26 protein-coding genes are annotated in these 25,055 nt (G+C 69.6%); 18 read left to right on the plus strand and 8 right to left on the minus strand.

The features are described 5' to 3' along the window. Positions 1 to 3: 3 nt before the first annotated feature. The 4 genes from ACLKM7_RS15255 to ACLKM7_RS15270 all read right to left on the minus strand — a co-directional run bounded on the left by ACLKM7_RS15255 (position 4) and on the right by ACLKM7_RS15270 (position 2,474). Complete coding sequence (locus tag ACLKM7_RS15255) at positions 4 to 927, minus strand: TIGR01777 family oxidoreductase (protein WP_436448003.1); 924 nt, start codon at positions 925 to 927, stop codon at positions 4 to 6. Continuing rightward, a complete protein-coding gene (locus ACLKM7_RS15260; RefSeq protein ID WP_436448004.1) occupies positions 920 to 1,345 on the minus strand; it encodes an OsmC family peroxiredoxin in 426 nt (141 codons plus the stop codon). Before ACLKM7_RS15260 ends, ACLKM7_RS15255 begins: the two co-directional genes overlap by 8 nt. 105 nt (positions 1,346 to 1,450) lie before the next feature. Beyond that, positions 1,451 to 2,044, minus strand: coding sequence for a DUF4395 domain-containing protein (locus tag ACLKM7_RS15265; protein WP_436448005.1), 594 nt, complete (start codon positions 2,042 to 2,044; stop codon positions 1,451 to 1,453). Further along, the gene (locus ACLKM7_RS15270) at positions 2,037 to 2,474 is read right to left on the minus strand and encodes a TlpA family protein disulfide reductase (protein WP_436448006.1); all 438 of its coding nucleotides are present in this window, start codon (positions 2,472 to 2,474) and stop codon (positions 2,037 to 2,039) included. The genes ACLKM7_RS15265 and ACLKM7_RS15270 overlap by 8 nt, the downstream gene beginning before the upstream one ends. Positions 2,475 to 2,581: 107 nt before the next feature. Between ACLKM7_RS15270 and ACLKM7_RS15275 the strand changes: the two genes are divergently transcribed. From ACLKM7_RS15275 to ACLKM7_RS15345, 15 genes are all read left to right on the plus strand, one after another. Then, positions 2,582 to 3,391 (plus strand): thymidylate synthase, encoded by an 810-nt coding sequence (locus tag ACLKM7_RS15275; RefSeq protein WP_168912735.1) that lies wholly within the window; start codon positions 2,582 to 2,584, stop codon positions 3,389 to 3,391. Beyond that, positions 3,388 to 3,897, plus strand: a complete 510-nt coding sequence (locus ACLKM7_RS15280; protein ID WP_436448007.1) for a dihydrofolate reductase — start codon at positions 3,388 to 3,390, stop codon at positions 3,895 to 3,897. Before ACLKM7_RS15275 ends, ACLKM7_RS15280 begins: the two co-directional genes overlap by 4 nt. A 10-nt stretch (positions 3,898 to 3,907) precedes the next feature. After that, on the plus strand, positions 3,908 to 4,672 hold the full coding sequence (locus ACLKM7_RS15285; RefSeq protein ID WP_436448008.1) for an SDR family NAD(P)-dependent oxidoreductase: 765 nt from the start codon (positions 3,908 to 3,910) through the stop codon (positions 4,670 to 4,672). Positions 4,673 to 4,715: 43 nt separating this feature from the next. Then, positions 4,716 to 5,693 (plus strand): 4-hydroxy-tetrahydrodipicolinate synthase, encoded by a 978-nt coding sequence (gene dapA / locus ACLKM7_RS15290; protein WP_436448009.1) that lies wholly within the window; start codon positions 4,716 to 4,718, stop codon positions 5,691 to 5,693. Between the two features lie 81 nt (positions 5,694 to 5,774). Beyond that, positions 5,775 to 7,451: a ribonuclease J gene (locus ACLKM7_RS15295; RefSeq protein WP_436448010.1), complete on the plus strand. Its 1,677-nt coding sequence runs from the start codon at positions 5,775 to 5,777 to the stop codon at positions 7,449 to 7,451. 90 nt (positions 7,452 to 7,541) lie between these two features. Then, complete coding sequence (locus ACLKM7_RS15300; RefSeq protein ID WP_436448011.1) at positions 7,542 to 10,259, plus strand: DNA translocase FtsK 4TM domain-containing protein; 2,718 nt, start codon at positions 7,542 to 7,544, stop codon at positions 10,257 to 10,259. Between the two features lie 26 nt (positions 10,260 to 10,285). Further along, entirely contained in the window at positions 10,286 to 10,855 is a 570-nt protein-coding gene (pgsA, locus tag ACLKM7_RS15305) for a CDP-diacylglycerol--glycerol-3-phosphate 3-phosphatidyltransferase (RefSeq protein ID WP_436448012.1), read from the plus strand. Beyond that, entirely contained in the window at positions 10,852 to 11,352 is a 501-nt protein-coding gene (locus ACLKM7_RS15310; protein WP_436448013.1) for a CinA family protein, read from the plus strand. The genes pgsA and ACLKM7_RS15310 overlap by 4 nt, the downstream gene beginning before the upstream one ends. Before the next feature lie 159 nt (positions 11,353 to 11,511). Then, entirely contained in the window at positions 11,512 to 11,820 is a 309-nt protein-coding gene (locus ACLKM7_RS15315; RefSeq protein ID WP_168912172.1) for a helix-turn-helix domain-containing protein, read from the plus strand. A 44-nt stretch (positions 11,821 to 11,864) separates the two neighbouring features. Next, positions 11,865 to 12,089 carry a DUF3046 domain-containing protein gene (locus ACLKM7_RS15320; RefSeq protein WP_436448014.1) on the plus strand — a complete coding sequence of 75 codons (225 nt, stop codon included), beginning with the start codon at positions 11,865 to 11,867 and terminating at the stop codon, positions 12,087 to 12,089. Positions 12,090 to 12,341: 252 nt separating this feature from the next. Then, the gene (gene recA / locus ACLKM7_RS15325; RefSeq protein ID WP_436448015.1) at positions 12,342 to 13,397 is read left to right on the plus strand and encodes a recombinase RecA; all 1,056 of its coding nucleotides are present in this window, start codon (positions 12,342 to 12,344) and stop codon (positions 13,395 to 13,397) included. A 31-nt stretch (positions 13,398 to 13,428) separates the two neighbouring features. Then, the gene (locus tag ACLKM7_RS15330) at positions 13,429 to 14,163 is read left to right on the plus strand and encodes a regulatory protein RecX (protein WP_436448016.1); all 735 of its coding nucleotides are present in this window, start codon (positions 13,429 to 13,431) and stop codon (positions 14,161 to 14,163) included. Between the two features lie 59 nt (positions 14,164 to 14,222). Then, positions 14,223 to 15,770: a tRNA (N6-isopentenyl adenosine(37)-C2)-methylthiotransferase MiaB gene (miaB, locus tag ACLKM7_RS15335; protein WP_436448017.1), complete on the plus strand. Its 1,548-nt coding sequence runs from the start codon at positions 14,223 to 14,225 to the stop codon at positions 15,768 to 15,770. A 97-nt stretch (positions 15,771 to 15,867) separates the two neighbouring features. Next, positions 15,868 to 16,797: a tRNA (adenosine(37)-N6)-dimethylallyltransferase MiaA gene (miaA, locus tag ACLKM7_RS15340; RefSeq protein ID WP_436448057.1), complete on the plus strand. Its 930-nt coding sequence runs from the start codon at positions 15,868 to 15,870 to the stop codon at positions 16,795 to 16,797. Continuing rightward, a complete protein-coding gene (locus ACLKM7_RS15345; protein ID WP_168912165.1) occupies positions 16,794 to 17,216 on the plus strand; it encodes a GNAT family acetyltransferase in 423 nt (140 codons plus the stop codon). The genes miaA and ACLKM7_RS15345 overlap by 4 nt, the downstream gene beginning before the upstream one ends. 31 nt (positions 17,217 to 17,247) lie before the next feature. On the opposite strand, the gene ACLKM7_RS15350 is transcribed toward ACLKM7_RS15345, so the two are convergent. After that, positions 17,248 to 17,736, minus strand: coding sequence for a MarR family winged helix-turn-helix transcriptional regulator (locus tag ACLKM7_RS15350; protein WP_436448018.1), 489 nt, complete (start codon positions 17,734 to 17,736; stop codon positions 17,248 to 17,250). A gap of 28 nt (positions 17,737 to 17,764) precedes the next feature. On the opposite strand from ACLKM7_RS15350, the gene ACLKM7_RS15355 reads away from it, so the two are divergent. Then, on the plus strand, positions 17,765 to 18,160 hold the full coding sequence (locus tag ACLKM7_RS15355) for a nuclear transport factor 2 family protein (protein WP_436448019.1): 396 nt from the start codon (positions 17,765 to 17,767) through the stop codon (positions 18,158 to 18,160). Here the strand turns inward: ACLKM7_RS15355 and qcrB are convergent. Continuing rightward, entirely contained in the window at positions 18,139 to 19,731 is a 1,593-nt protein-coding gene (gene qcrB / locus ACLKM7_RS15360) for a cytochrome bc1 complex cytochrome b subunit (RefSeq protein ID WP_436448020.1), read from the minus strand. The two genes, ACLKM7_RS15355 and qcrB, sit on opposite strands and share 22 nt — an antisense overlap. A 105-nt stretch (positions 19,732 to 19,836) precedes the next feature. Here qcrB and dapF point away from each other — a divergent pair, with 105 nt between their 5' ends. Next, positions 19,837 to 20,724 carry a diaminopimelate epimerase gene (gene dapF, locus ACLKM7_RS15365; protein WP_436448021.1) on the plus strand — a complete coding sequence of 296 codons (888 nt, stop codon included), beginning with the start codon at positions 19,837 to 19,839 and terminating at the stop codon, positions 20,722 to 20,724. 46 nt (positions 20,725 to 20,770) lie between these two features. Here the strand turns inward: dapF and ACLKM7_RS15370 are convergent, their stop codons facing one another. After that, complete coding sequence (locus ACLKM7_RS15370; RefSeq protein WP_436448022.1) at positions 20,771 to 21,418, minus strand: class I SAM-dependent methyltransferase; 648 nt, start codon at positions 21,416 to 21,418, stop codon at positions 20,771 to 20,773. A 137-nt stretch (positions 21,419 to 21,555) separates the two neighbouring features. On the opposite strand from ACLKM7_RS15370, the gene hflX reads away from it, so the two are divergent. Next, on the plus strand, positions 21,556 to 23,073 hold the full coding sequence (gene hflX / locus ACLKM7_RS15375; protein ID WP_436448023.1) for a GTPase HflX: 1,518 nt from the start codon (positions 21,556 to 21,558) through the stop codon (positions 23,071 to 23,073). Between the two features lie 7 nt (positions 23,074 to 23,080). On the opposite strand, the gene ACLKM7_RS15380 is transcribed toward hflX, so the two are convergent. Beyond that, entirely contained in the window at positions 23,081 to 25,009 is a 1,929-nt protein-coding gene (locus ACLKM7_RS15380; RefSeq protein WP_436448024.1) for a prolyl oligopeptidase family serine peptidase, read from the minus strand. Between the last annotated feature and the right edge of the window lie 46 nt (positions 25,010 to 25,055).

Consider the following 25,055-nt stretch of genomic DNA (forward strand, 5'->3'; position numbering starts at 1 on the left):
GGATCAGGATGCCGCGGGCACCGCGGCGGCGACGGCAGCCTCGATCGTGGCATGGTGGAAGGCGAAGCCGCTGCCTTCGAGCACGTCGGGCGCGACGTGCATGTCGGCGGTGAGGATCGCCTCGGTCGCGTCGCGGCCGAGCACCAGCCTCATGCCCCACTCCGGCGCCCTCACGAGGAACGGCCGGTTCATCCGCACCGCGAGAGCGAACCCGAGGTCGTTCGCCGTGGCGCGCGTGGGTCCGCTGAGATTGACCGGGCCGTCCAGCCCTGCGTCGATGACGTGGCGGATCGCACGCACCTCGTCCTCGAGCGAGATCCATGGCCACGCCTGCGTGCCTCGGCCGATGGGGCCGCTGAGCCCCGTCTTCGTCAGGAGGAGCAGGGGAGCCAGCACGCCGTCGCGATGGACCACCGGCGCCGTGCGCAGCAGTGCGACGCGCGCGTGATCGCCGGCGGCTCGCGCCGCCCCTTCCCACTCACCGCACAGATCGGCGAGGAAGGTCTCGCCGCGCTCCGACCGTTCGGTGAGCCGTATGCCCGGCGCCGACCCGTAGTAGCCCACAGCCGACGCGGACAGGAAGGCCGGGGCATCCGTCGCCATCTGCCGGACGGCGCGCGCGAGAGCCTGCGTCGGTGTGATGCGCGACCACAGCAGGGTGTTCTTGTAGGCGGGCGTCCACGGGAAGCGCCCGATGCTCGCCCCGCTCAGCCCCACGACGGCCTCGGCCCCGGCGAGAACGCCCGGGTCCAGCGGACGGTCGTCGGTGAGCCACTCGACCTCGTCCGGGGATTCCGCGGGACGGCGCACGAGCCTCGTGACCTGCACGCCGTCCGCGCGGAGGCTGTCGACCAGGGCGCGCCCGATCAGACCGGATGCCCCCGCCACGACGATGCGGCGGACGGCATCCGCTCCGGGTTCAGGCAAGCGTCGCCTCGAGCGTGATCTCGATGCCCGCGAGGGCCTGCGAGACGGGGCATCCGGTCTTGGCGCCCTGGGCGATGCGCTCGAAGTCCTCGGGCTCGAGTCCCGGCACGACGGCGTTGACGTTGAGGTGGCTGCCGGTGATGCCGGTGCCGGGCTTGAAGGTCACCGACGCGGTCGTGTCGATGGACTCCGGGGGCGTGCCGTTCTCGGCGAGCGCGAGCGAAAGCGCCATGCTGAAGCACGACGAGTGCGCGGCGGCGATGAGCTCTTCGGGCGTCGTGACCGTGGTCGACCCCTCGCTGCGAGCCTTCCAGTTGACGTCGAAGGTGCCCAGCCCCGACGACACGAACGTCACCTCGCCCGATCCGTCGACAAGGCCGCCCTTCCAGGCGGTAGTGGCTTCGCTCGTGACGGTCATGGGGGCCTCCTCGATCGTGGTGCGCCCGACCACCGGGCGCTTCGCGGTCAGCCTAACGGCGACGGATGCCGCGGCGCGACGGGTTGACAGTGCTCGAGACGTCGATCACGCCGAGCGCGGGCGCGCCCGGCCGACGGTGCCGGCTCGCTGCAGGAGCAGATAGAGCTGGCACCCCAGGCACAATCCGAAGACGGCGTTGAGGAAGGCCGCCACGAACGCGGCGGCCGCGGCGATGGTCAGCGCCCAGGGGACCCCTGCCAGGTGGAGGACAAGGCCCACGACGGCGACGAAGAGGCCCACGCCCTGGGCGAAGCGGGGCGGACGCGGATCCTCGAGCTCGGTCGGAGGAGCCAGGCGTGGTGCGACGGCCTTGCGGTACAGCACGCCCCACGGCGCGGTGCGCGGGGAGAGGACGCCCCACAGGAACAGCAGCGCAGCCACGAGCAGGAGCAGGAATGCGGGGTCGAGGAAGCGCTGGAGCGGGCTGGCGAACGTGATCAGCCAGGGCGTCCCGCCCGCGACGAACGCGAAATCGACCTCACCGAACCACCCGAATGGCACGGTGTAGAGGTGCGCCGTCGAGAGCCCGGTGAGTCCGAGGAACACCACGATCAGCAGCAGCACCGACGTGATGGCCGCGGCGAAGCGGGGTCCGCGCGGGTCGATGCCGCGCCGCGCGGATCCGGCGGAGTCAGACATTCGCGTTCTCGGCGGTGAGGCGATTGAGCTCCAGCTCCAGCACATCGCGGCTCGGGATCCCCCCGAATCGGGTCTGGACGACACCGTGGCGATCGAGCACGAGGGTGGTCGGCGTCTGCAGCACATGGAAGTGCTTCGCGATGTCGGGGCGGTGCGTCAGGTCGATGTCGAGGTGGCGCACACCCGGGTGGTCGTCGGCGATCGCCGACAGCGTGCGGTGCACCCCCGGGCAGCGGGCGCACATCTCGGTGCTGAACTGCAGGAGCGTCGCGGACTCGCCCAGTGCGTCCGCACCGAGCCGGTGCGGTTCGACCACTTCGTGCGCGATGTCGCGGCGCGGCCGGGACTGGCTCCAGTTGAGCAGGACGCCGAGGGCCACCGTCGCCGCGAGCAGCGCGGCGAGGGCGATCAGAGCACCGACCAGGGTCACAGCAGATCAGGCTAACCCCTTTCGGACGCGAGCTGGGCGCAATGGCGGAAGATGACATCCCGTCACGGCTGACCCGCACCTGCTCCGGCGCGGGTATCGTGGCAGCCGTGACGACGCCGATCCCGACCCCGTACGAGGACCTTTTGCGCGATGTGCTCGAGCACGGCACGCACAAATCGGACCGCACGGGAACCGGCACCACGAGCTCGTTCGGGCGTCAGATCCGCTTCGACCTGTCACAGGGCTTCCCCCTCATCACGACCAAGCGCGTGCACTTCAAGTCGATCGCCTACGAGCTGCTGTGGTTCCTCCGCGGCGAGTCGAACGTCCGGTGGCTGCAGGAGAACGGCGTCACCATCTGGGACGAGTGGGCGGATGCCGAGGGAGAGCTGGGGCCCGTCTACGGAGTGCAGTGGCGCTCGTGGCCGACCCCGTCGGGCGAGCAGATCGACCAGATCTCGCAGGTGCTCGACCAGATCCGCTCGAACCCCGACTCCCGCCGCCTGATCGTGTCGGCGTGGAACCCCGCCGACATCCCCGATATGGCGCTGGCACCCTGCCATGCGCTGTTCCAGTTCTACGTCGCCGACGGCAAGCTCTCGTGCCAGCTGTATCAGCGCAGCGCCGACCTCTTCCTCGGGGTGCCCTTCAACATCGCCTCGTACGCGCTGCTCACGCTCATGATCGCGCAGCAGGCAGGTCTCGAGCCCGGTGACTTCGTGTGGACGGGCGGCGACTGCCACATCTACGACAACCACCTCGACCAGGTTCGCGAGCAGCTCACCCGCGAGCCGTACCCGTATCCTGCACTGCGCATCACCCGCAAGCCCGAGTCGATCTTCGACTACACGTACGAGGACTTCGTCCTCGAGGACTATCAGCACCATCCCGCGATCCGCGGCGCCGTCGCGGTATGACCGCACCGGTCGGGATGATCTGGGCCGAGGCGGCCGACGGCGTGATCGGCGCCGACGGCGGCATGCCGTGGCACGTGCCCGAAGACATGGCCCACTTCAAGGCCGTCACGATGGGCGCCCCCGTCGTGATGGGACGCCGCACGTGGGAGTCGTTCCCGGACCGCTTCCGTCCGCTGCCCGGGCGACGCAACATCGTCGTGACCCGCCAGGAGGACTGGACGGATGCCGGAGCCGAGCGCGCCGGCTCGCTCGAGGCGGCGCTCGCCGCTGCCGGCTCCGACGATCCGGAGCGCATCTGGATCATCGGCGGAGGGCAGCTCTACCGCGAGGCGATCTCGGCGGCGGATCGCCTGGAGGTGACCGAACTCGACGTCGAGGTGGACGGCGACACCCGTGCGCCGGACCGCGCCGGATGGCAGGCGGTGCGAGAGGACCCGGCGAAGGGCTGGCACACCTCGCGCTCCGGCATCCGGTATCGCTTCCTGACCCTGGAACGCCCCGCCTAGGCTGACGCTCATGGCGAAGACGGCACTCATCACCGGCGCGAGTTCGGGACTCGGAGCCGAGTACGCGCGGCAGCTCGCGGCCAAGGGCGCCCATCTCGTGCTGGTCGCACGCGACCGGGATGCGTTGGACCGCCTGGCCAAGGGGCTGCGGGCGACCTACGGCGTCGAGGTCGAGGTGCTGGCGGCCGACCTGCTCAACGCGCGGCAGCGGGTGCGGGTCGAGGAGCGCCTTGCGGATGGGGCGCGACCGATCGAGGTGCTGGTCAACAACGCCGGCTTCGGCCTGCCCCTGTCGTTCGAGGCCAACGACATCGACGACGAGGTGGCCCACCTTCGCCTGCACGTCGAGGTGCCGATGCGGCTGACGCATGCGGCACTCGGTGCGATGCTCGCCCGCGGGCACGGCCGCATCCTCAACGTCGCCTCGGTCGCGGCGTTCATCCCACGCTCGACATACGGCGCAAGCAAGGGCTGGCTCGTGAGCTTCAGCCGCTGGGCGCACGGCCGCTACGCCCCGCGAGGGGTCACCGTGACCGCTGTCTGTCCCGGCTATACCCACACCCGCTTCCACGAGCGGATGGGCCTGCCGCCCGGCAAGGAGGGCATCCCCGACTCGCTCTGGCTCGACGCGCGAGACGTCGTCGCCGCCTCCCTGCGCGACGCCGCTCGTGGCGTCGCGGTGTCGGTCCCGTCGCTGCGCTACAAGATCCTCGTCGCCCTCGCGCGGTTCGCGCCGCCGTCGGTCGCCGCCCGCGTGGGCGAGCGCGGCCGCTGAGCAGCGGGCGGCGAGGGGCGCGGCATCCCGATACCCTGAAGGCATGACGCACACGGGCAATCCCTTCGGACAGGTGCTCGTCGCCCTCATCACCCCGATGACGGCCGACGGCGAGGTCGACTGGCCCGCCGTCGAGAAGCACATCGACGATGTCGTGACCGCGGGCGCGGACGGCATCGTCGTCACCGGCACCACCGGCGAGACCTCGACCCTGACGGATGCCGAGAAGATCCGCCTCGTGGAAGTCGGCAAGGACGCCGCCGCCGGCCGCGCGAAGATCATCACGGGGGGCGGCTCGAACGAGACCGCGCACGCGATCGAGCTTTACAAGGCCAGTGAGAAGGTCGGCGCCGACGGCATCATGATCGTCACGCCGTACTACAACAAGCCGACGCAGGCCGGCATCCTCACCCACTTCCGTCTCGTGGCGGACGCCACGGATCTGCCGGTGATCCTCTACGACATCCCCGGCCGCACCGGCGTGCCGATCCAATACGAGACGATCCTGCGCCTGGCCAAGCACCCCAACATCCTCGCGATCAAGGACGCCAAGGGCGACTTCAGCGAGGTGAGCCGCGTGCTCAATCAGACCGATCTGATGTACTTCTCCGGCGACGACGCCAACGTCCTGCCGCACCTCGCGATCGGCGCCACCGGCCTCATCGGCGTCACGGCGAACATCGCCGCGCAGCCGTACCGGGTGATCATCGACGCCGTCAACCGCGGCGACCTGAAGGCGGCCACGGCCGCGCACATGCAGCTCGAGCCGCTCGTGCGCGCCGTGATGACCCACGTGCCCGGCACGGTGTCGGCGAAGTACATCCTGCACGGCCTGGGGCGGATCTCCAGTCCTCGCGTGCGCCTGCCGCTGGTCGGGCCGGAGGAGTGGGAAGCCGCCAAGATCGAGGACGAGATCGCCCTGGTCAGCGATGTGCCGGGGGCAGACTTCTCGAACTTCCGCCCCGACCGCAACGCCGCCGCCGGCGGAGCGCTGCCGAAGGTGTCGGGCACCACCAGATGACACAGCGCGTCGCCCTCCCCGACCGGGAGGACGGCGCGGATGAATGAAGACGGATGCTTCGGCGTCCGAGGGAGGCTGACAATGCCCACGACCCCATACGACCCGCCCGAGCTCGAAGCGGGGACCCTTCGGGTCGTCCCGCTCGGCGGCCTCGGCGAAGTCGGTCGCAACATGACCGTGTTCGAGTACGGAGGCAAGCTGCTGGTCGTCGACTGCGGCGTGCTGTTCCCCGAGGAGCACCAGCCCGGCGTCGACCTCATCCTGCCCGACTTCGAGCCCATCAAGGGCCGCCTCGACGACATCGTCGGGGTGGTGCTGACCCACGGCCACGAAGACCACATCGGCGCCGTGCCCTACCTGCTCAAGCTCAAGAGCGACATCCCGATCATCGGCTCCGGGCTGACGCTCGCGCTCACCGAGGCCAAGCTCAAAGAGCACCGCATCAAGCCGTACAGCCTGACCGTGGCCGAAGGCCAGCGCGAGAACCTCGGCCCGTTCGAGCTCGAGTTCGTCGCCGTCAACCACTCGATCCCCGACGCGCTCGCCGTCGCGATCCGCACGCCCGCGGGCCTCGTGCTCGCCACCGGCGACTTCAAGATGGACCAGCTGCCCCTCGACGGCCGGCTGACGGATCTGCGCGCCTTCTCCCGCCTCGGCGAGGAGGGCGTGGACCTGTTCCTCGTCGACTCGACGAACGCTGACGTGCCCGGCTTCACGCCGCTCGAGCGCTCGATCGGACCGGTGCTCGACCAGGTGATCGGCAAGGCTCCGCGCCGCGTGATCGTCGCGAGCTTCTCGAGCCACGTGCACCGCGTCCAGCAGGTGCTGGACGCCGCGGCCGCGCACGGCCGCCGCGTCGCCCTTCTCGGTCGCAGCATGCTGCGCAACATGACCATCGCGGAGGATCTGGGGTATCTGCACGTGCCCGAGGGCGTGCTGATCGACTACAAGAAGGCGCGAGACCTGCCCGACGACCGGATCGTCTACATGTCGACCGGTTCCCAGGGTGAGCCGATGGCCGTGCTCAGCCGCATGGCAAACCTCGACCACGCCATCGAACCTGGTCCCGGCGACACCGTGATCCTCGCCTCGAGCCTCATCCCGGGCAACGAGAACGCGGTGTACCGCGTGATCGACGGGCTCACCAAGCTCGGTGCGAACGTCGTGCACAAGGGCAACGCGAAGGTGCACGTGTCGGGTCACGCGGCCGCCGGCGAACTGCTGTACTGCTACAACATCCTGAAACCTCGCAACGTCCTGCCGGTGCACGGCGAGTACCGCCACCTCATGGCGAACGCGCGCCTCGCGCAGGACACGGGCATCGACGCGGAACGCACCATCCTCGCCGACAACGGCACCGTCATCGACCTGCGTGACGGCGATGCGCGTGTGGTGGGTCAGCTCGACCTGGGATTCGTGTACGTGGACGGCTCGACCGTCGGAGAGATCACGGATGCCGACCTCAAGGACCGCCGGATCCTCGGCGAGGAGGGCTTCATCTCGGTCATCGTGGTGGTCGATGCCTCGACCGGCAAGATCATCTCGGGACCCGAGATCCACGCGCGCGGATTCGCCGAGGACGATGCGGTGTTCGAAGCCGTCAAGCCCAAGATCGCCGCGGCCCTCACGGAAGCCGCCCAGTCCGGCGTGCGCGACGCGCACGCTCTCTCACAGGTCGTGCGCCGCACGATCGGCCGCTGGGTGAACCAGTCGCTGAGGCGCCGGCCGATGATCGTCCCGCTCGTGATCGAGGCGTAGCCGAGATCCATCGGCGGAGTATCGAGGCGTAGCGCCCGAAGCGCCGCGCGCTTGCGGGCGAATGTCGCCTCCGCGGCATAACGTGGAGGAATGGCCAGGAGCACCAGCCCGACCAAGGGATCGCGCGCGTCTTCGGGCGCGTCCTCCGCCGCGTCGAAAACTCCGTCGTCGCGGGCCCGCAAGCCCGCCCCCGCGCCCAAGCGCTACGTCGGCGATACCGACAAGCCGCCCGTCGCCGCACGGGCATGGCTCGGGCTTGCGCACGCGACCGGCGGGCTCTTCCGCGCCTTCGGCCCCGAGACGCTCGAGAAGGAGCAGCGTCGCGACGGCTTCCCGTTCCTCCTGGTCCTGCTCGCGATCGCGGGTGCCGTCAACGAGTGGTTCTTCATCGGCAACGAGGTCGCGAAGACGATCAGCGCGTATTCGGTCGGGATGCTGCTGGGCCGCGAGGCGTTCGTGCTTCCGGTGCTGCTGCTCCTTCTCGCCGGGTGGATGTTCCGTCATCCGTCATCGGTGCACGACAACGGGCGGGTCGGCATCGGCTTCGGCCTGCTGATCATCACGATCGCGGGCTTCTGCCATGTGGCGGGCGGGCGGCCCCAGCCGAACGACGGGTTGCCGGCGCTGAGCGAGGCGGGCGGACTGTTCGGCTGGATGCTGGGCGAGCCGCTCGCGATGCTGCTCACCGATGTGGGCGCATACATCGTGCTCTCGCTGCTGGCCGTGCTCAGCATCCTGATCCTCACCAAGACTCCGCCCAACCGCATCGGCAGCCGTCTCGGCGACCTGTATGCCTGGATGTTCGACGCCGAGCCGCGCGACGAGAAGTCGACGGCCGACAAGGCGGATGCCTCCGGCTCTGACGACGACGAGGACTCCGATCCGTCGCTGCCGTGGTGGCGTCGCAACAAGACCGGGCGTGAGAAGGACCCCGAGGACGGCATCGGGTCCCAGGACCTGACCACTCTGCTTCCTCCCGGCCCGCCGCAGGGCGGCTTCGATCAGGCGATCGCACCGGTCGTGCCGCCGCCGGCCGATGCGATGACCGAGGTCATCGATCCGTCCGTCCTGTCCGCGGCGAAGGCGGCGACCTCCTCGTCCCGCACGTCGCTGCGCGACGACTCCGACACCGGGCCGGTCGACGACGGCGTCCTGCCCGGGCTCGACGGCATCGGGTCGCAGGAGTCGTACGACTCGCCGTCCGCCCCGTACCGCCTCCCCTCCGTGAACGCGCTGGCAGCCGGCACGCCTCACGTCGCGCGCTCCCAGGCGAACGACGACACCGTCCGCGCCATCACGAGCGTGCTCGACCAGTTCTCGGTCGACGCGCGTGTCACCGGCTTCTCGCGTGGTCCGACTGTGACGCAGTACGAGATCTCTCTCGGGCCCGGGGTGAAGGTCGAGCGCATCACCGCGCTGACCAACAACATCGCCTACGCCGTCGCGTCGAACGAAGTGCGCATCCTCGCGCCCATCCCCGGCAAGAGCGCGATCGGTGTCGAGATCCCCAACGCCGACCGCGAGATCGTGACGCTCGGCGACGTGCTGCGTTCGGCGAACGCGACGAACTCCACGCACCCGATGACGATCGGCGTCGGCAAGGACGTCGGCGGCGGATATGTCGTGGCCAACCTCGCGAAGATGCCCCACCTTCTCGTGGCCGGCTCGACCGGCTCCGGAAAGTCCAGCTTCGTCAATTCGATGATCACGAGCCTGCTGATGAAGGCGAAGCCGGCCGACGTGCGCATGGTGCTCATCGACCCCAAGCGCGTCGAGCTGACGTCGTACGCGGGCGTGCCGCACCTGATCACCCCCATCATCACGAATCCCAAGAAGGCGGCAGAGGCGCTGCAGTGGGTCGTGAAGGAGATGGACATGAGGTACGACGACCTCGCGTCCTTCGGCTTCCGCCACATCGATGACTTCAACAAGGCGGTCGTCGCCGGCGAGATCACCCTTCCGCCCGGCAGTGAGCGGGTGCTCAAGCCGTATCCGTATCTCCTCGTCGTCGTCGACGAGCTCGCCGACCTCATGATGGTCGCCCCGCGCGACGTCGAGGACTCGATCGTGCGCATCACGCAGCTCGCCCGGGCCAGTGGCATCCATCTGGTCCTTGCGACGCAGCGTCCGTCTGTCGACGTGGTCACGGGCCTCATCAAGGCGAATGTGCCGTCGCGGCTCGCGTTCGCCGTGACCAGCGTCACCGATTCCCGCGTCATCCTGGATCAGCCCGGCGCCGACCGCCTGATCGGGCAGGGTGACGGACTGTTCCTGCCGATGGGCGCGTCCAAGGCGATCCGCGTGCAGGGCGCATGGGTGAGCGAGCAGGAGATCGAGACCGTCGTCAAGCACGTCACCGCGCAGGCGCGGCCGGAGTACCGCTCCGACGTGCAGGCGGCCGTGGAGAAGAAGGAGGTCGACGCCGACATCGGAGACGACCTCGAACTGCTCCTGGCCGCGGCGGAGCAGATCGTCTCGACGCAGTTCGGCTCGACCTCGATGCTCCAGCGCAAGCTGCGTGTCGGGTTCGCCAAGGCGGGCCGCCTCATGGATCTGCTCGAGTCGCGCGAGATCGTCGGACCGTCCGAGGGCTCTAAGGCCCGTGACGTGATGGTGCGCCCCGATCAGCTTCCCGAGGTGCTGGCACGGCTGCGCGGCGAGGACCCGCCTGCCGCTGCCCCGGCGGCCGCAGGCGCCGACGGGGATCGGTACGGGGCCGATGCCGTCGCGTCGCAGTTCGACGGCATCCCGACGGTCGAGGGCGACGAGGGCTCGGAGGATGCGTGGGGCCTGACCGGCCGGGACTGACTCCGCTGCGCCGGTAGGGTCGACGCATGGCGATTCCGCGGCAGCTCCCGAACGCGATCACGATCGTGCGCATCCTGTGCGCGCCGGTCTTCCTGTGGATGCTGCTGGCGGACGGCGGCGCAGACGGCGCGCTGCGCTGGTGGGCGGCGGTGCTTTTCATCGTCGCGATCGCCACGGACGGGCTGGACGGCTACCTGGCCCGCCGCCACGACATCGTCACGGATCTCGGCAAGCTCCTCGATCCGATCGCCGACAAGGTGCTGACGGGGTTCGCATTCGTCGGGCTGTCGATCCTCGCCGAACTGCCCTGGTGGGTCACGATCATCGTGCTCGTGCGCGAGATCGGGATCACGGTCTACCGCTTCGCCGTGGTCAGTGACCATGTTCTCGCGGCCGCGTGGATGGGCAAGCTCAAGACGGTCGCGCAGGCCGTCGCGCTCTCACTCGCTCTTCTGCCGCTGTGGACGATCGTCGGCGAGTGGATCTGGTGGCTCAACGGCGTGACCATGACGATCGCAGTCGTGCTGACCGTGGCGAGCGGCATCGACTACATCGTCAGCGAGGTGCGCGGCGCCCGGAGGAAGGCCTCGGAGTGACGGCCGACGCGGGGGAGCGGCATCCGTCTGCGACATATGAGGTGGCCGCCCAGGTCCTCGGTGCGCTCGCTCGCCGGGACTGGACGATCGCCGTGGCGGAGTCGCTCACCGGAGGACTGGCGACGTCCGCGCTCGTGGATGTGCCCGGCGCATCCGCGGTGGTGCGCGGGGGAGTCGTGGCGTACTCGACCGAGATCAAGCGCGACGTGCTCGGCGTGGATGCGGGGCTGCTCGATGCGGTGGGTGCCGTCGACGCGGCCGTGGCACGGCAGATGGCCGGCGGCGTGCGCCGCGTGCTCGGAGCCGATGTCGGCGTGTCGACGACCGGCGTCGCGGGCCCGGAGGCGCAGGACGGCCAGCCGGTGGGCACCGTCTGGATCGCGGTCGTGACGCCCTTGGGCGAGTCGACGACGCGGCACGCCTTCGCGGGTGATCGCCCCGCGATCCGCCGTCAGGCTGTGGCCGCAGCTCTGGCCGAGACGATCCGGCAGTTGTGACCGACACATTCGCTCGGGCGGAATACGCCGTGTTGCGTGTCGGTTACATTCGGCGATTCCCACCCATCGCACAGCCGGCAGGGTTAGATTGGCTTCATCCGGTGCGGTACTGTTGTCCACCCGGACAGCGGCGGAATCAGAAGTGAGGAGGGGGCCCCGATGATCCTGGTACGTCAAGAGATCGGCGAAGTTCTTCGTGATTTCCGCCAGCAGAAGGGTCGTACCCTCCGCCAGGTGGCGAGCCGCGCGAGTGTCGCGCTGGGCTACCTGAGCGAGGTGGAACGCGGTCAGAAAGAAGCCTCGAGCGAGATTCTCGCGTCGGTGGCCGAGGCACTGGACGTGCCCATCTCGACGATCATGCGAGAGGTCGGCGACCGCATCTCCGTCATGGAGGGTCTGCAGCCGTTCCCCGACGTCGTTCCCGACGATCTGGTCGCGTCGGTCGACGCCGAGCTGTCGCTGCGCTGAGCACACGAGCACCCTTCGGCAGAAGTCAGGAGACGGGCACCGCATTGCGTCGCAGTGAGTTCGACCGAGCCGTCGCAGATGAGTTCCACGGCCGCGCGACCGCGGTCGTGACGGACCTCGTGCTCACGCAGGTCGGCGGCCGCACCGCCGCCGAGGCGATCGACGCCGGCGTCCCCCCGCGCGAAGTCTGGCTTGCCCTGTGCGACGAGCTGGACGTGCCGGCCGAACGCCGATACGGCGTCGGTCGGATCGAACCGCGCCGTCGCTGACACGCATCCCCCGACGTGCCGCTTCGCGGCGTGTCGAGTCGAACGGGTGTTCGAGTTCCGCATAGGCTCCTCCACAGCAGGAGTCGAGGACGTGTCTGTCCACGGATGGAGAGGAACACCGCCGGATGTCGGAGCCCTTCCCTAACGTGAACAGCGTCGAACGACACCTCACGCCTTGTCGCAGCATCCGTCCCGTCCGGGGTGGAGCGCGACAGCCTACAGGCGACGGAACACGAGTAGAAGGAGCACGTCATGCCCTCAGCAGTTGACCGCGAGAAGGCCCTCGAATCGGCCCTCGCCCAGATCGACCGGCAGTTCGGAAAGGGCTCGGTCATGCGGCTGGGCAGCGACGACCGCGCTCCGGTCGAGGTCGTCCCGACCGGGTCCATCGCCCTCGACGTCGCCCTCGGCATCGGCGGGCTGCCCCGCGGACGCATCATCGAGATCTACGGTCCGGAATCGTCGGGTAAGACCACACTCACGCTGCACGCGATCGCGAACGCGCAGCGCGCCGGCGGCATCGCCGCCTTCATCGATGCCGAGCATGCTCTCGACCCCGACTACGCGCAGAAGCTCGGCGTCGACATCGACGCTCTGCTGGTCTCGCAGCCCGACACCGGTGAGCAGGCGCTCGAGATCGCCGACATGCTCGTGCGGTCCGGGGCGATCGACCTCGTCGTGATCGACTCCGTCGCCGCCCTCGTGCCGAAGGCTGAGATCGAGGGAGAGATGGGCGACTCGCACGTGGGTCTGCAGGCGCGCCTGATGTCGCAGGCGCTGCGCAAGCTCACGGGTGGGCTCAACCAGACCAACACCACCATGATCTTCATCAACCAGCTGCGCGAGAAGATCGGCGTGTTCTTCGGATCGCCCGAGACCACCGCGGGCGGCAAGGCGCTCAAGTTCTACGCGTCGGTCCGCCTCGACATCCGTCGTATCGAGACGCTCAAGGACGGCACCGACGCGGTCGGCAACCGGACGCGCGTCAAGGTTGTCAAGAACAAGATGGCCCCGCCGTTCAAGCAGGCCGAGTTCGACATCCTCTACGGCGTCGGCATCTCCCGCGAGGGCAGTCTCATCGACTTCGGTGTCGAGCACGGCATCGTGAAGAAGTCGGGCGCGTGGTACACCTACGACGGCGAGCAGCTCGGTCAGGGCAAGGAGAACGCGCGCAACTTCCTGATCAAGAACACGGATGTCGCGGCCGACATCGAGTCGAAGATCAAGGTGAAGCTGGGCATCGGCGTGCCGAAGGGCGAGGTCGCGGCTCCCGTCGACGACGAGCTCGCAGCGCGTCGCCCGGCGTGACGACGCGACTGACCCGGACATTGTGGACAGCATGAACGGGGGCGGGTCTGACGACGGACTCGCCCCCGTCATCCCGCTCTTCGGCGACCGCACGGCGACTGCCGCGGCCGCGCCCGATCGGCGCGACGAGAACACCGGACCTGAGGGGAGTCGTCGGGTCGACCCCGCGCCCACCGGATCCGAAGCCTCGCCCGTCTGGCACCCCAGCTGGATCGGTGGCGACGACGCGGCGGGCGCGGCGGATGAGAAGGACGCGTACGACGAGGGCGCCGTGATCGAACGCGACATCGCCGAGAAGAACCTGCTGAAAAAGCTCCGCGTCCGATCGCTGTCGGTGCGCGAAGCGCGCGCGGTCGTCGCGGAGCGCGACCTCGACGACGAAGCGGTCGAGACGGTGCTCGACGGCTTCCTCCGTCGGGGCTATCTCGACGATGCGGCGCTGGCCGAGCAGCTCATCCACGCGGGCGTCGACCGCAAGGGGCAAGGGCGGCAGGTGATCGCGCGGACGCTCGCCAAGCGCGGCATCCCGCGAGACGTCGCGGATGCCGCCCTCGCGGCGCTCCCCGACGACGATCTCGACCGGGCCCTCGAATTCGCGCGCGCCAAGGCCCGCTCACTGCGTGACGTCGACCGTGACACCGCGCTGCGCCGGCTCACCGGTCAGCTCGCCCGCCGCGGCTATCCCGGTTCGGTGGCGATGACCGCCGCCCGTCAGGCTCTGGACGAGCAGGGCGGCTCGGGCCGCAGTGGCGTGCGATTCCGCTGACCACCGACCGCAGGCACAGCGCCGGCCCGGCTCGACCGGCTCGTACAATGGCTGACATCATGACTTCGCCCTCTGCCACCCCGACTCTCATCGCACCATCCGCGGCTGCACTCGGAGTCGACGGCCGCGCGCGCACCTACGAAGTGCGCACGTTCGGCTGCCAGATGAATGTGCACGACTCCGAGCGGCTGTCCGGCTCTCTCGAGAGCGCCGGCTACCTGCGCGCCGAGGCCGGCGAAGAGGCCGACGTCGTCGTGATCAACACGTGTGCGGTGCGCGACAACGCCGCGGGCAAGCTCTATGGCACGCTCGGGCACCTCAAGTCGCGCAAAGACAAGCGCGAAGGCATGCAGATCGCCGTCGGCGGCTGTCTCGCCCAGATGGACAAGCAGGCCGTGCTCGAGAAGGCGCCGTGGGTGGATGTCGTGTTCGGCACGCACAACATGGGGTCGCTTCCGAGCCTGCTCGAGCGGGCACGGCACAACGGCGAGGCCGAGCTCGAGATCCTCGAGTCACTCGAGATCTTCCCCTCGACGCTGCCGACCAAGCGCGACAGCATCTACAGCGGCTGGGTTTCGATCTCGGTCGGCTGTAACAACACGTGCACCTTCTGCATCGTGCCGAGCCTGCGGGGCAAGGAGAAGGACCGCCGTCCCGGCGACATCCTGAACGAGATCCGCCTGCTCGTCGACGACGGCGCGATGGAGGTCACGCTGCTCGGTCAGAACGTGAACTCGTACGGCGTCGAGTTCGGCGACGGGCAGGCCTTCGGCAAGCTCTTGCGCGCAGCCGGCGAGATACCCGGCCTCGAGCGGATCCGCTTCACCAGCCCTCACCCCGCGGCCTTCACCGACGACGTGATCGACGCGATGGCCGAGACGCCCGCCGTCATGCCCCAGCTGCACATGCCGCTGCAGTCGGGAAGCGACCGCATCCTCAAGGCGATGCGCCGTTCGTACCGCAGTGAGAAGTTCCTCGGCATCCTGGACCGCGTCCGTGCGAAGATGCCGAACGCCGCGATCTCGACCGACATCATCGTCGGATTCCCCGGAGAGACCGACGAGGACTTCGAAGACACCATGCGTGTGGTGGAGCAGGCTCGCTTCGCGACGGCCTTCACGTTCCAGTACTCGATCCGTGAAGGCACGCCGGCGGCCACGATGCCCGACCAGGTGCCGAAAGAAGTCGTGCAGCGTCGCTACGAGCGGCTGATCGCCCTTCAGGAGCGCATCTCACTCGAAGAGAACCAGAAGCAGGTGGGTCGCGAGCTCCAGGTGCTGGTCTCGACGGGCGAGGGAAAGAAGGATGCCGCGACGCATCGCCTCACCGGACGCGCCGAAGACAACCGGCTCGTGCATTTCGAGGTGCCGGAGGGATCGCCCATCCCGCGCCCAGGTGATGTCGTGTCGGTCGTCGTCACTCACGCCGCTCCCTTCCACCTCCTCGCCGACGCTCCCGATGCGGCGCCACTGCGCATCCGTCGCACCCGCTCGGGCGACGCCTGGGATCGCTCGCAGGCGGAGTCGTGCGCGGTGCCGGCACCGCCGGAGCCGGGCGCGCCCCGCGCGGTCTCGCTGGGACTGCCCACGCTGCGCGTCGGCGTGTGAAGGCAATCGGTCGTTGAGCGAGGAGCACAGCGACGAGACGGGACGGCTCGAGCCGCGCGAGGAGCCGCCCCTCGTCTCACCTCACCCGGGCAGCAGCCTGGGAGGATCCGGCACGCAGTCGCGGCTGTGGGCCATCGTCGGTGCCACCGGCACAGGCAAGACCGGATTGTCGCTCGATCTCGCCGAAGCCCTCGCTCGGCGCGGCCGTGCCGCCGAGATCGTCAACGCCGATGCGATGCAGCTGTACCGCGGCATGGACATCGGCACGGCCAAGCTTCCCGAGGCCGAGCGCCGCGGCATCCGTCATCATCTTCTCGACGTGCTCGAGGTCACCGAAGAGGCGGCGGTTGCGTGGTACCAGAGTGCCGCGCGCACCGCGATCGCACAGATCCATGCTCGCGGCGCCGACGCGATCCTCGTGGGAGGCTCGGGCCTGTACATCTCGAGCGTGCTGTTCGATTTCCGCTTCCCGCCGCGCGACGAAGAAGTGCGTGCGCGCCTGGAGGCCGAGCTGGACGGCGACGGGCCGGGCGCTTTGTTCGCCCGGCTGCGGGAACTCGATCCGGCGACGGCGAGCAGGATCGATCCGCGCAACGGGCGGCGGATCGTGCGCGCGCTCGAGGTGCTGGAGCTGGGGGAAGCCACGCACGGGGCGACTCTGCCCGCGCAGCCGACCCTGTGGCGAGAGCCGACGACGATCGTGGGCGTCGGAGTTCCTCGTGACCAGCTCGTCGTCCGGCTGGACCAGCGTGTCGAGAGGATGTGGCGCGAAGGGCTCGTCGATGAGGTCCGAGCGCTGCGCGAGCGAGGTCTCGAACGCGGTGTGACGGCTCGCCGGGCGATCGGCTATGCGCAGGCGCTGGCTCAGCTGGACGGCGATCTGACCGAGGCCGACGCGATCGCCGAGACGCAGGCCCTGACTCGCCGCTATGCCCGGCGGCAGGTGTCGTGGTTCAAGCGGTATGACGCTGTCCACTGGATCGAGCCGGGAGAGGACGCGGCGACCCTGGCAGACTCGAGGGCATGACCGTCGACATCCGTTCCTTCGCCGTGTCCGACACCGACGCCGTCGTCTCGCTCTGGCAGGAGACCGGCCTGACCCGTCCGTGGAACAACCCGTACCAGGACATCAACCGCAAGCTGTCCGTGCAGCCCGAGCTGTTCCTCGTCGCCGTCGCCGGCGAGACCGTGGTCGGCTCCGTGATGGCGGGCTACGACGGTCACCGGGGGTGGCTCTACTATCTCGCGAGTGACCCCGCCCGCCGCGGCGAGGGGATCGGGCGCCGGCTCGTCGAGGCCGCGGAGGAGCGACTGCTGGCGATGGGATGCCCCAAGGTCCAGCTCATGGTGCGACCCGAGAACAACGTGGCACAGGGGTTCTACGACGCGCTGGGCTACGACACGTTCGAGACCTGGGCCACCGGCAAGCGCCTGATCGCGGACTGATCGGCTCCTCCGTCGCGGCATCACGGCGCCGTCAGCCGACGTCTCCCTGCGGGTCGGGCACCGCGCGTGCCTCGACCTCGTCCGTCAGGCCGAGCTCCAGAAGGAGCGCGCGCAGGACCAGCGTGGTCTCGTCGACCGCTGCCCGTCCCGCACGGGCGATCAGCGCATCGAGAAGCTGACGACGGGCGTTGCGCGCGGTGGCGATCGCGGCGTGCGCGCGATGGGTGAGCGCCAGCGTGCGACGGCGCCCGTCGTCCGCGTCGGCGGTGATGTCGAGGTATCCGTTCCCTGTAAGCTCGGCCACCGTCTTCGACATCGCCTGCTGACTGACGCCGAGCGAGCGTGCCAGCGCGGTCACGCTCTGTGGCGAGGTGAGGAGGCGCTGGAAGACGTAGCCGTGGCGGGTCGTCAGCCCCTCGAAGCCGGACGCGCGCAGTGCTGCAAGAACGTGCTGATCGAGGGCGCCGCCGGTGATCGAGAGGAGGTCGATGATGGTCGGCGCGGGGAGGGACTCGTTCACACAACCATGGTTGTGTAATATCTCGCGCATGGCAACCATCACCCGTGACGACACGGAACGACTCGTCCGTCGCTACTTCGGCATCGTGGCCGACCTGGGCTCGTCTGTCGCCGATCTCGATTCCGTGGTCGCGCTGGACGCCGTGTTCCAGGAGCTGCCCAACCCGATCACGCCCGGCGGGGCCACACGCGACGTCGAGGCGACGCGTGCCGGGTTCGCCGCCGGAAAGAAGCGGCTGACGGCACAGCGGATCGACATCGAAGAGATCCTCGTGATGGATGATCGCGCAGTGGTGCGATCGCGGTGGGAGGGGGAGATCGGAACCACTCGCATCGTGGCTCACATGGCCGGCTTCGTGCGCGTGCGCGACGGCCTCATCGTCGAGCACATCACGTACGACTGCTACGAGCCCTTCTCGCTCTGAGGCCCACGTGCCGTCGGCGCCGTGACCGCGCGAGCGGCACCCCCCGCCACTCCCGGATGCGTCCTCGCGATCCCGCGAGCGCGGCGAGGAGTCCGGTCAGGCAACGCCAGACGGGCCCGCTGCGTCTCGTCGAGCGGCTGGTGGACCTCGACGTACTCGCCGCCGGGAAGGCGGACGATGCGGCCGGTCTCGAAGCCGTGCTCGAGCAGGTCGCGGTCTTTGCGCTGGAGCCCCAGGCACACCCGCTGGGCGATCGTGAATCCGATCAGCGGGCCGATGGCGAGCGCCGCCTGCAGCGTTCCGATGACGCCCTCGATGCTGAGCGAGAAGGCGGTGGCGATGACGTCGGCCCCGCCCGCGGCCCACAGCACGCCGGCGAAGGTCAGACCAGCCACGCCGATGCCGGTGCGCGTCGCCGCGGTGCGTGGCCGGTCGAGAAGGTGGTGGTCCCGGCGGTCACCGGTCGCCCATTCCTCGAGGAACGGGTAGGTCGCCACGACGGCGAAGAACAGTCCGATCACCGCCAAGGGCGCCAGGATCGCCAGCGTCCACGTGCGACCGAGCCACTCGATCTCCCATCCCGGCGGCACGAGGCGCAGCGCGCCGTCGAGGAATCCGGTGTACCAGTCCGGCTGGCTGCCCGCGCCGGCGTTGCCGGGATCGCCGGGTCCGTACAGCCACACCGGACTGACCACGACGGTCGCCGAGATGAGCACGAGCAGCGCGGTGACGAGGAGGAACAGCCCGCCGCCGCGGACCGCTGCGGTCGGCAGGAGCGGGATCCCCACGATGTTCTGCTCCGTGCGTCCGCGCCCCGGGAACTGTGGCGGCCCGTGGCGCCACGCCATGGCGGCCCGCACGGCGACGAGGACGAGCAGCGCGCCCGTGAAGACCACGATATGCAGGGGGTACAGGTTCTCGATGATCCGTCCGGGGAACGAGCCTCCGAAGAGCAGAGAGGCCATCCACGTTCCGACGACGGGGATGCCGAGCACGATGCCCTCGACGATGCGCAGCCCCGTTCCCGAGAGCATGTCGTCGGGGAGCGCGTAGCCGCTCCACCCGCCGGCGAGGGCCGCGAAGAACACCAGGACCAGAAGCATCCACATCCCGCGCCGCGGACGGCGGAACGCTCCCGTGAAGAACGTCGTCACCAGTTGCAGGACGATCGCGGCGGGAAGGAGCAATGCCGCCCAGTGGTGCGCCTGACGGATGAGCCGGCCGCCCGGGACGTCGAACGTGATCAGCATCGTCGAGGCGTACGCCTTGGAGACCGTGGCGCCGTGGAGCGGCACATAGGATCCGGTGTAGGTCGTGGGCTCGCTCGACGGTACGTAGAAGACCATGAGCCAGATCCCGGTCACCACGATCACCGCGATGCAGGCGACGGTGACGACGCCGAACAGGTTGGTCCAGTGACTCGGCACCCGCCGCTGCCGCAGTCGGTCCCAGGCGTCGGCGACCCGATGACCGAAGAACCGCGCATTGCCGATCCGTTCGGCAAGGCGATCGGTGATCGAGCGGCGACGTTCGTCAGCCGTCGGTCTGGCGGGGTGTGCGATGCTGCGCATGACAGCCTCCTCGTGAGGGTTCACACATACGACACCGCTACCAGGCCGAATGTGACAGACGTCGCATCGCGGGCGCGCTTCGCGGCCCGCCTCTAGACTGGAGGCATGCCGCAGACCGTCTCGTTCACGAAAGGTCACGGCACGGGCAACGACTTCGTGATCGTGCCCGACCCCGACGGCTCGCTCGAGCTCTCCGACGATCAGGTCGCCGTGCTGTGCGACCGTCGATTCGGCATCGGGGCGGACGGCATCCTGCGCGTGGTGCGCACGAACGCGATCGACGAAGGCGTCGAGCTGACGGCATCCGAGTCTTCATCAGGCCCCGCGGAATGGTTCATGGACTATCGCAACGCCGACGGTTCGGCGGCCGAGATGTGCGGCAACGGGATCCGCGTGTTCGCGCGCTATCTCGCCGAGGTCGGCTGGGCTTCGCTCGACGACGGGCCGCTCGCGATCGGCACCCGCGCGGGAGTGAAGACGGTCACCCGCAGCGAGCTCGGACTCGAGGTCGACCTCGGACCGTGGCGCGTGGAAGACGCCGACGTGCTCGTGCGGGCGCGGGGGATCGGTGCGCCGCGTCCGGGCCTGGGGATCGACGTCGGCAATCCGCACGTCGTCGTCGCGCTGCCCGACACGCGAGAGCTCGACGGCCTCGACCTGACGGCGCAGCCGCAGCTGCATCCTGAGCCGGCGCAGGGCGCCAACGTGGAGTTCGTCGTACCTGCCGATCCGCTGGTGCGAGACGGCGTCGGCGCGATCCGCATGCGGGTCTTCGAGCGGGGCGTCGGCGAGACGCTCAGCTGTGGCACCGGTGTCGCCGCGGCCGCGCTGGCGGTGCGGCACTGGGCCGGCCCGGCCGCTCCCGATCACTGGACGGTCGACGTTCCCGGCGGGACGCTGGGCGTGCGGATGCCGGAGGTCGACGGTGAGCGCCACGTGCTGCTGTCGGGACCAGCGACGCTGGTCTACTCGGGCGAGGTCACGCTCGCCTGAGCGCATCGGCGCGAAGGCGGCGCCGATCTGAAGCGGCGCGAGCCGGTCAGACCTCGGGCAGAGCGATCGGCTCGCTCGGAGGAGACCCGTGACGCCGCACCCGCAGCACCCGGAACCCCCTGCCGGTCGCGGCACGATGCACGCTGTACCCCCGGTCGAACGTCGCCGCCAGCCAGCGCTGCAGCGAGTCGGAGCCGAGATTGCGCTGCACCACGAGCCACGCGTCCGAGCGCTCGTCGAGGCGGGGAATCCAGCGCTCCAGCAGGCCGTGCAGTTCGTGCTTGCCGACGCGGATCGGCGGGTTCGAGCGGATCGTGCGGAACCGCACGCCCTCGGGAACATCGTCGGGCAGCGACGCGTTGACATTGTGGAGTCCGAGTGCCTCGGCGTTGCGACGCACGAGGTCGAGGGCACGCTCGTTGACATCGACCGCCCAGACCGTGGCGTGCGGGGAATCGAGCGCGAGGCTGAGGGCGATCGGGCCCCAGCCGCAACCCAGATCGAGCAGATCGCCGCCCGGCGGAGGCGGGGGTGTGTTCGAGAGCAGCACCTGGGTGCCCGTGTCGAGGTGGTCTGGACTGAACACCCCGCCGGCAGTCGTCAGTTCGAGTTCGCGACCGGCGAGCGTGACCCGGATGCGTCGCAGATTCTCGGGACTGGCGGGGGAAGCACTGAAGTAGTGTTCGCTCCCCATGGCTGACGAGCCTAGCGGAGGACGTTGCCGAGGGGGAGCGTGTCTCTCCGCTCTGAGGCCGGCTCCACCCAGCAGGACTAGAATTCACGGATGCTCCACCGGCCGATCGGGCGGACGGAGCATCCCGGAAGGAACACATGACGGATACGACGACACCTCGAAGCACGGAAGAGACGCTGGAGGACCCGGTGGATCGAGTGCTGGCGCGTGCTGAGGCGCGCTCGGGGGTCCATGTCTTCGGCGCCGCGCAGGCGCTGCAGGACGAGGAGACCATCGGTCGCACCGACACGGACGGTGAGCAGTGGGACCGCGAGGAGCGGGCCGCGCTGCGCCGGGTGCCTGGGCTGTCGACCGAACTCGAGGACGTCACCGAGGTCGAGTACCGGCAGCTGCGGCTCGAAAACGTCGTGCTCGTCGGCGTGCACGCCCAGGGCGAGACCGAGGACGCCGAGAACTCCCTTCGTGAGCTCGCGGCACTCGCAGAGACGGCAGGCGCCGTCGTGCTGGACGGCGTGCTGCAGCGGCGTCCGCACCCGGATCCGGCGACGTACGTCGGGCGCGGCAAGGCCGAAGAGCTGCGCGACATCGTCGCCGCCGTCGGCGCCGACACCGTGATCGCCGACACCGAGCTCGCGCCCAGTCAGCGGCGCGCGCTCGAGGACGTCGTGAAGGTGAAGGTCATCGACCGCACCACCGTCATCCTCGACATCTTCAGCCAGCACGCCAAGAGCCGCGAGGGCAAGGCCCAGGTCGAGCTCGCGCAGCTCGAGTACCTCCTCCCTCGCCTGCGCGGCTGGGGCGAGTCGATGAGCCGCCAGGCCGGTGGCCAGGTCGGCGCGGGCGGCGCCGGTATGGGCTCGCGTGGTCCCGGTGAGACCAAGATCGAGCTCGATCGTCGCCGGATCCGCACGAAGATGGCGCAGCTGCGTCGTCAGATCCGTGACTATGCACCCGCGCGCGAGGCCAAGCGGGCCGAGCGCAAGCGCAACACGATCCCCTCGGTCGCGATCGCCGGATATACCAACGCGGGTAAGTCCAGTCTGCTCAACCGGCTCACCAGTGCCGGCGTGCTCGTCGAGAACGCGCTGTTCGCGACGCTGGATGCCACGGTACGGCGCTCTGAGACGACCGACGGTCGCGTGTACACGCTGACCGACACGGTGGGATTCGTGCGCAACCTTCCTCACCAGCTCGTCGAGGCATTCCGCTCGACGCTCGAGGAAGTTGCCGACTCGGACGTCATCCTGCACGTCGTGGACGCCTCGCACCCGGATCCGGCCGCCCAGCTGGCGACGGTGCGCGACGTGATCGGCGACGTGGGCGCGCGCGACATCCCCGAGCTGGTGGTCTTCAACAAGGCCGATCTCGTCGACGACGACACGCGGATGGTGCTGCGGGGACTCGAGCCCAAGGCCGTCTTCGCCTCGTCGCGCTCCGGTGAGGGCATCGACGAGCTGCGTGCGGCCGTCGAGGCGGCGCTGCCGCTGCCGGCTGTCGAGATCGAAGCGCTCGTGCCCTACGACCGCGGCGACCTCGTGTCGGCGATCCATGAGCAGGGCATCATCCTGTCTCAGCAGCACGAGGAGGGCGGCACCGCGGTCCATGCGCGCGTGGGGGAGCACCTCGCGTCGCGTCTGGCCCCGTTCGTTCGCTGACGCGCCGCTATTTGAGCTCGAGCGCCGGAACCCCCGGCGTCTCGAACCCGAAGATCTGGCCCAGGAACGCCAGTTCCGCCTCGAGCGTGCGGATCACGGTCTCGGCACGCCGGAAGCCGTGCCCCTCGCCTTCGAACGCGAGGTAGGCGTGGGGCACGCCGTTGGCGGCGAGGGCGTCGCGCACGGCCTCGGACTGCGAAGGCGGGACGACGCGGTCGTCGAGCCCCTGCTCGATGAGCAGCGGCGTGCGCAGCCGATCCAGGTGTGACAGCGGCGACCGCTCGATGTACACCGCTTCGGCCTCGGGCAGCGGTCCGACCAGACGGTCGAGGTAGTTCGCCTCGAAGTCGTGGGTGTCGGCTGCCAGGCGCCGCAGGTCGGCGACGCCGTAGCGGCTGATGCCCGCCGCGAAGGCTCCCGGCCGGGTGACCGCGCACAGCACTGTCCAGCCGCCTGCGGACCCCCCGGCGATCGCGAGCCGCGAGGCGTCGGCGAGCCCGGCGTCGGCCAGCCCGTCGGCTGCGGCGATCACGTCGTCGACGTCGACGATGCCCCACTGCGCGAGGAGGCGCTCGCGGTAGGCACGGCCGTAACCGCTGGAACCGCCGTAGTTCACATCGAGCACACCGATCCCTCGGCTCGTGAAGTAGGCGATGCGCCCGGATGCCGCGCCCCCGACATGGTCGGTGGGCCCGCCGTGCACGAACACCACATACGGAGGCCGTTCGCCCTCCGGCGGCTGCGTGAGCGGATTGGTCGGCGGGTAGTCGAATGCGTGCACGGGACCGTGCGGCCCTGTGACCGTGATGGGCCGGGCACGCGGCATCCATTCCACACCCCATGGGAACGAGCCGCCCACGTGCATCCGCGCGTCGCCGGGGGAATCGACGTCGACTTCCCACAGACCGGCGCCGGTGCGGCCGGCCCCCGAGAGCAGGATCCGCGAACCCCGCACATCCTCGATCGACATGCGCGTCACCGGATCGACCGCGACGATCCGCTCGGAGCCGTCCGGATCGATCACGACCAGTTCGTCGGCACCGTCGGTGCGGACGGCGACGATGCGTCCGTCATCGAGAACGCCGAACCATCGCGTGCCGAGCACCCACAACGGCCCGCCGGTGTCGGCATCGGCGCGGGCTATCGGCTGCGCATGCCCGCTCGAAGTCCGGCGCCACAGGTTCCAGCGGCCGGTGGGGTCGTCGCTGTAGAGGAGTTCGTCATCGTCGAGCCACTCCGGCTGCAGGGGAGAGCTCGCGCCGCCTGCCACCGTCGACCACTCGGTGACGATGCCGTCGGCAAGCTGCCCGACGCGCAGCTCGGCGCGGTCCCACGCCATATCGGGGTGATCCCACGCGATCCACGCCAGCCGCGTGCCGTCCGGTGAGAGCGCGGGGTGGGCGACGAAGTCGCTGCCGGACACGACCGAGCGCAGGGCTGCGGCATCCGTCGACCCTCGTCCGTCCGTGGGGATCTCGACGATGTCCCGGCTCGGGGCGCCGGCGAGCGGGTGGGCTTCGCGCACGGCGAGCAGGCGCCCCCGCTGCCACGTCAGCCCGCCGAATCGTACGTCGCCGTCCGCAGCCGTCAGCGGCTGCGGACGACCGGATGGATCGAGCCGCCAGACCCGCTGGTCGGTCTTCTCCACGAAGAACAGCACGCCCTCCGCCGTCGCGGTCCACGAGCCGCCGCCGTATTCGTGGACGCGGGAACGGGCACTCCACGGTGCATCGATGACGTCTTCGACGATTCCGGATGCCGTCCTCCGGCGCACCGCGGTGCGCCCTGCGTCTTCGGGCACCGTCTCGCCCCACCACACCTCATCGCCCACGAAGCGCGCGCCCTCGAGACGCGGCGAGGCGGCTGCGACGTCGGCGGCGGTGATCGGAGACGGCCAGGAGCCGTACGGGAGCGGATGGCCGGAAGGCGTCGTCATGCCTCCACGCTACGGCGGAATGCCGGCGCCATCGAGCAGTCGTGGT

This window comes from Microbacterium sp. I2 (assembly GCF_051364985.1).
Lineage (GTDB): Bacteria > Actinomycetota > Actinomycetes > Actinomycetales > Microbacteriaceae > Microbacterium.

What these genes read in the sequence shown, in the direction of transcription:
- ACLKM7_RS15295 (WP_436448010.1), top strand. Translation starts at nt 5,775, where the DNA reads ATGCCCACGACCCCATACGACCCGCCCGAGCTCGAAGCGGGGACCCTT.
- ACLKM7_RS15370 (WP_436448022.1), bottom strand. Translation starts at nt 21,418, where the DNA reads ATGGGGAGCGAACACTACTTCAGTGCTTCCCCCGCCAGTCCCGAGAAT.
- ACLKM7_RS15355 (WP_436448019.1), top strand. Translation starts at nt 17,765, where the DNA reads ATGGCAACCATCACCCGTGACGACACGGAACGACTCGTCCGTCGCTAC.
- miaB (WP_436448017.1), top strand. Translation starts at nt 14,223, where the DNA reads ATGACTTCGCCCTCTGCCACCCCGACTCTCATCGCACCATCCGCGGCT.
- ACLKM7_RS15260 (WP_436448004.1), bottom strand. Translation starts at nt 1,345, where the DNA reads ATGACCGTCACGAGCGAAGCCACTACCGCCTGGAAGGGCGGCCTTGTC.
- ACLKM7_RS15315 (WP_168912172.1), top strand. Translation starts at nt 11,512, where the DNA reads ATGATCCTGGTACGTCAAGAGATCGGCGAAGTTCTTCGTGATTTCCGC.
- ACLKM7_RS15380 (WP_436448024.1), bottom strand. Translation starts at nt 25,009, where the DNA reads ATGACGACGCCTTCCGGCCATCCGCTCCCGTACGGCTCCTGGCCGTCT.
- ACLKM7_RS15330 (WP_436448016.1), top strand. Translation starts at nt 13,429, where the DNA reads ATGAACGGGGGCGGGTCTGACGACGGACTCGCCCCCGTCATCCCGCTC.
- ACLKM7_RS15285 (WP_436448008.1), top strand. Translation starts at nt 3,908, where the DNA reads ATGGCGAAGACGGCACTCATCACCGGCGCGAGTTCGGGACTCGGAGCC.
- ACLKM7_RS15345 (WP_168912165.1), top strand. Translation starts at nt 16,794, where the DNA reads ATGACCGTCGACATCCGTTCCTTCGCCGTGTCCGACACCGACGCCGTC.
- dapA (WP_436448009.1), top strand. Translation starts at nt 4,716, where the DNA reads ATGACGCACACGGGCAATCCCTTCGGACAGGTGCTCGTCGCCCTCATC.
- ACLKM7_RS15300 (WP_436448011.1), top strand. Translation starts at nt 7,542, where the DNA reads ATGGCCAGGAGCACCAGCCCGACCAAGGGATCGCGCGCGTCTTCGGGC.
- ACLKM7_RS15265 (WP_436448005.1), bottom strand. Translation starts at nt 2,044, where the DNA reads ATGTCTGACTCCGCCGGATCCGCGCGGCGCGGCATCGACCCGCGCGGA.
- qcrB (WP_436448020.1), bottom strand. Translation starts at nt 19,731, where the DNA reads ATGCGCAGCATCGCACACCCCGCCAGACCGACGGCTGACGAACGTCGC.
- dapF (WP_436448021.1), top strand. Translation starts at nt 19,837, where the DNA reads ATGCCGCAGACCGTCTCGTTCACGAAAGGTCACGGCACGGGCAACGAC.
- pgsA (WP_436448012.1), top strand. Translation starts at nt 10,286, where the DNA reads ATGGCGATTCCGCGGCAGCTCCCGAACGCGATCACGATCGTGCGCATC.
- ACLKM7_RS15280 (WP_436448007.1), top strand. Translation starts at nt 3,388, where the DNA reads ATGACCGCACCGGTCGGGATGATCTGGGCCGAGGCGGCCGACGGCGTG.
- hflX (WP_436448023.1), top strand. Translation starts at nt 21,556, where the DNA reads ATGACGGATACGACGACACCTCGAAGCACGGAAGAGACGCTGGAGGAC.
- recA (WP_436448015.1), top strand. Translation starts at nt 12,342, where the DNA reads ATGCCCTCAGCAGTTGACCGCGAGAAGGCCCTCGAATCGGCCCTCGCC.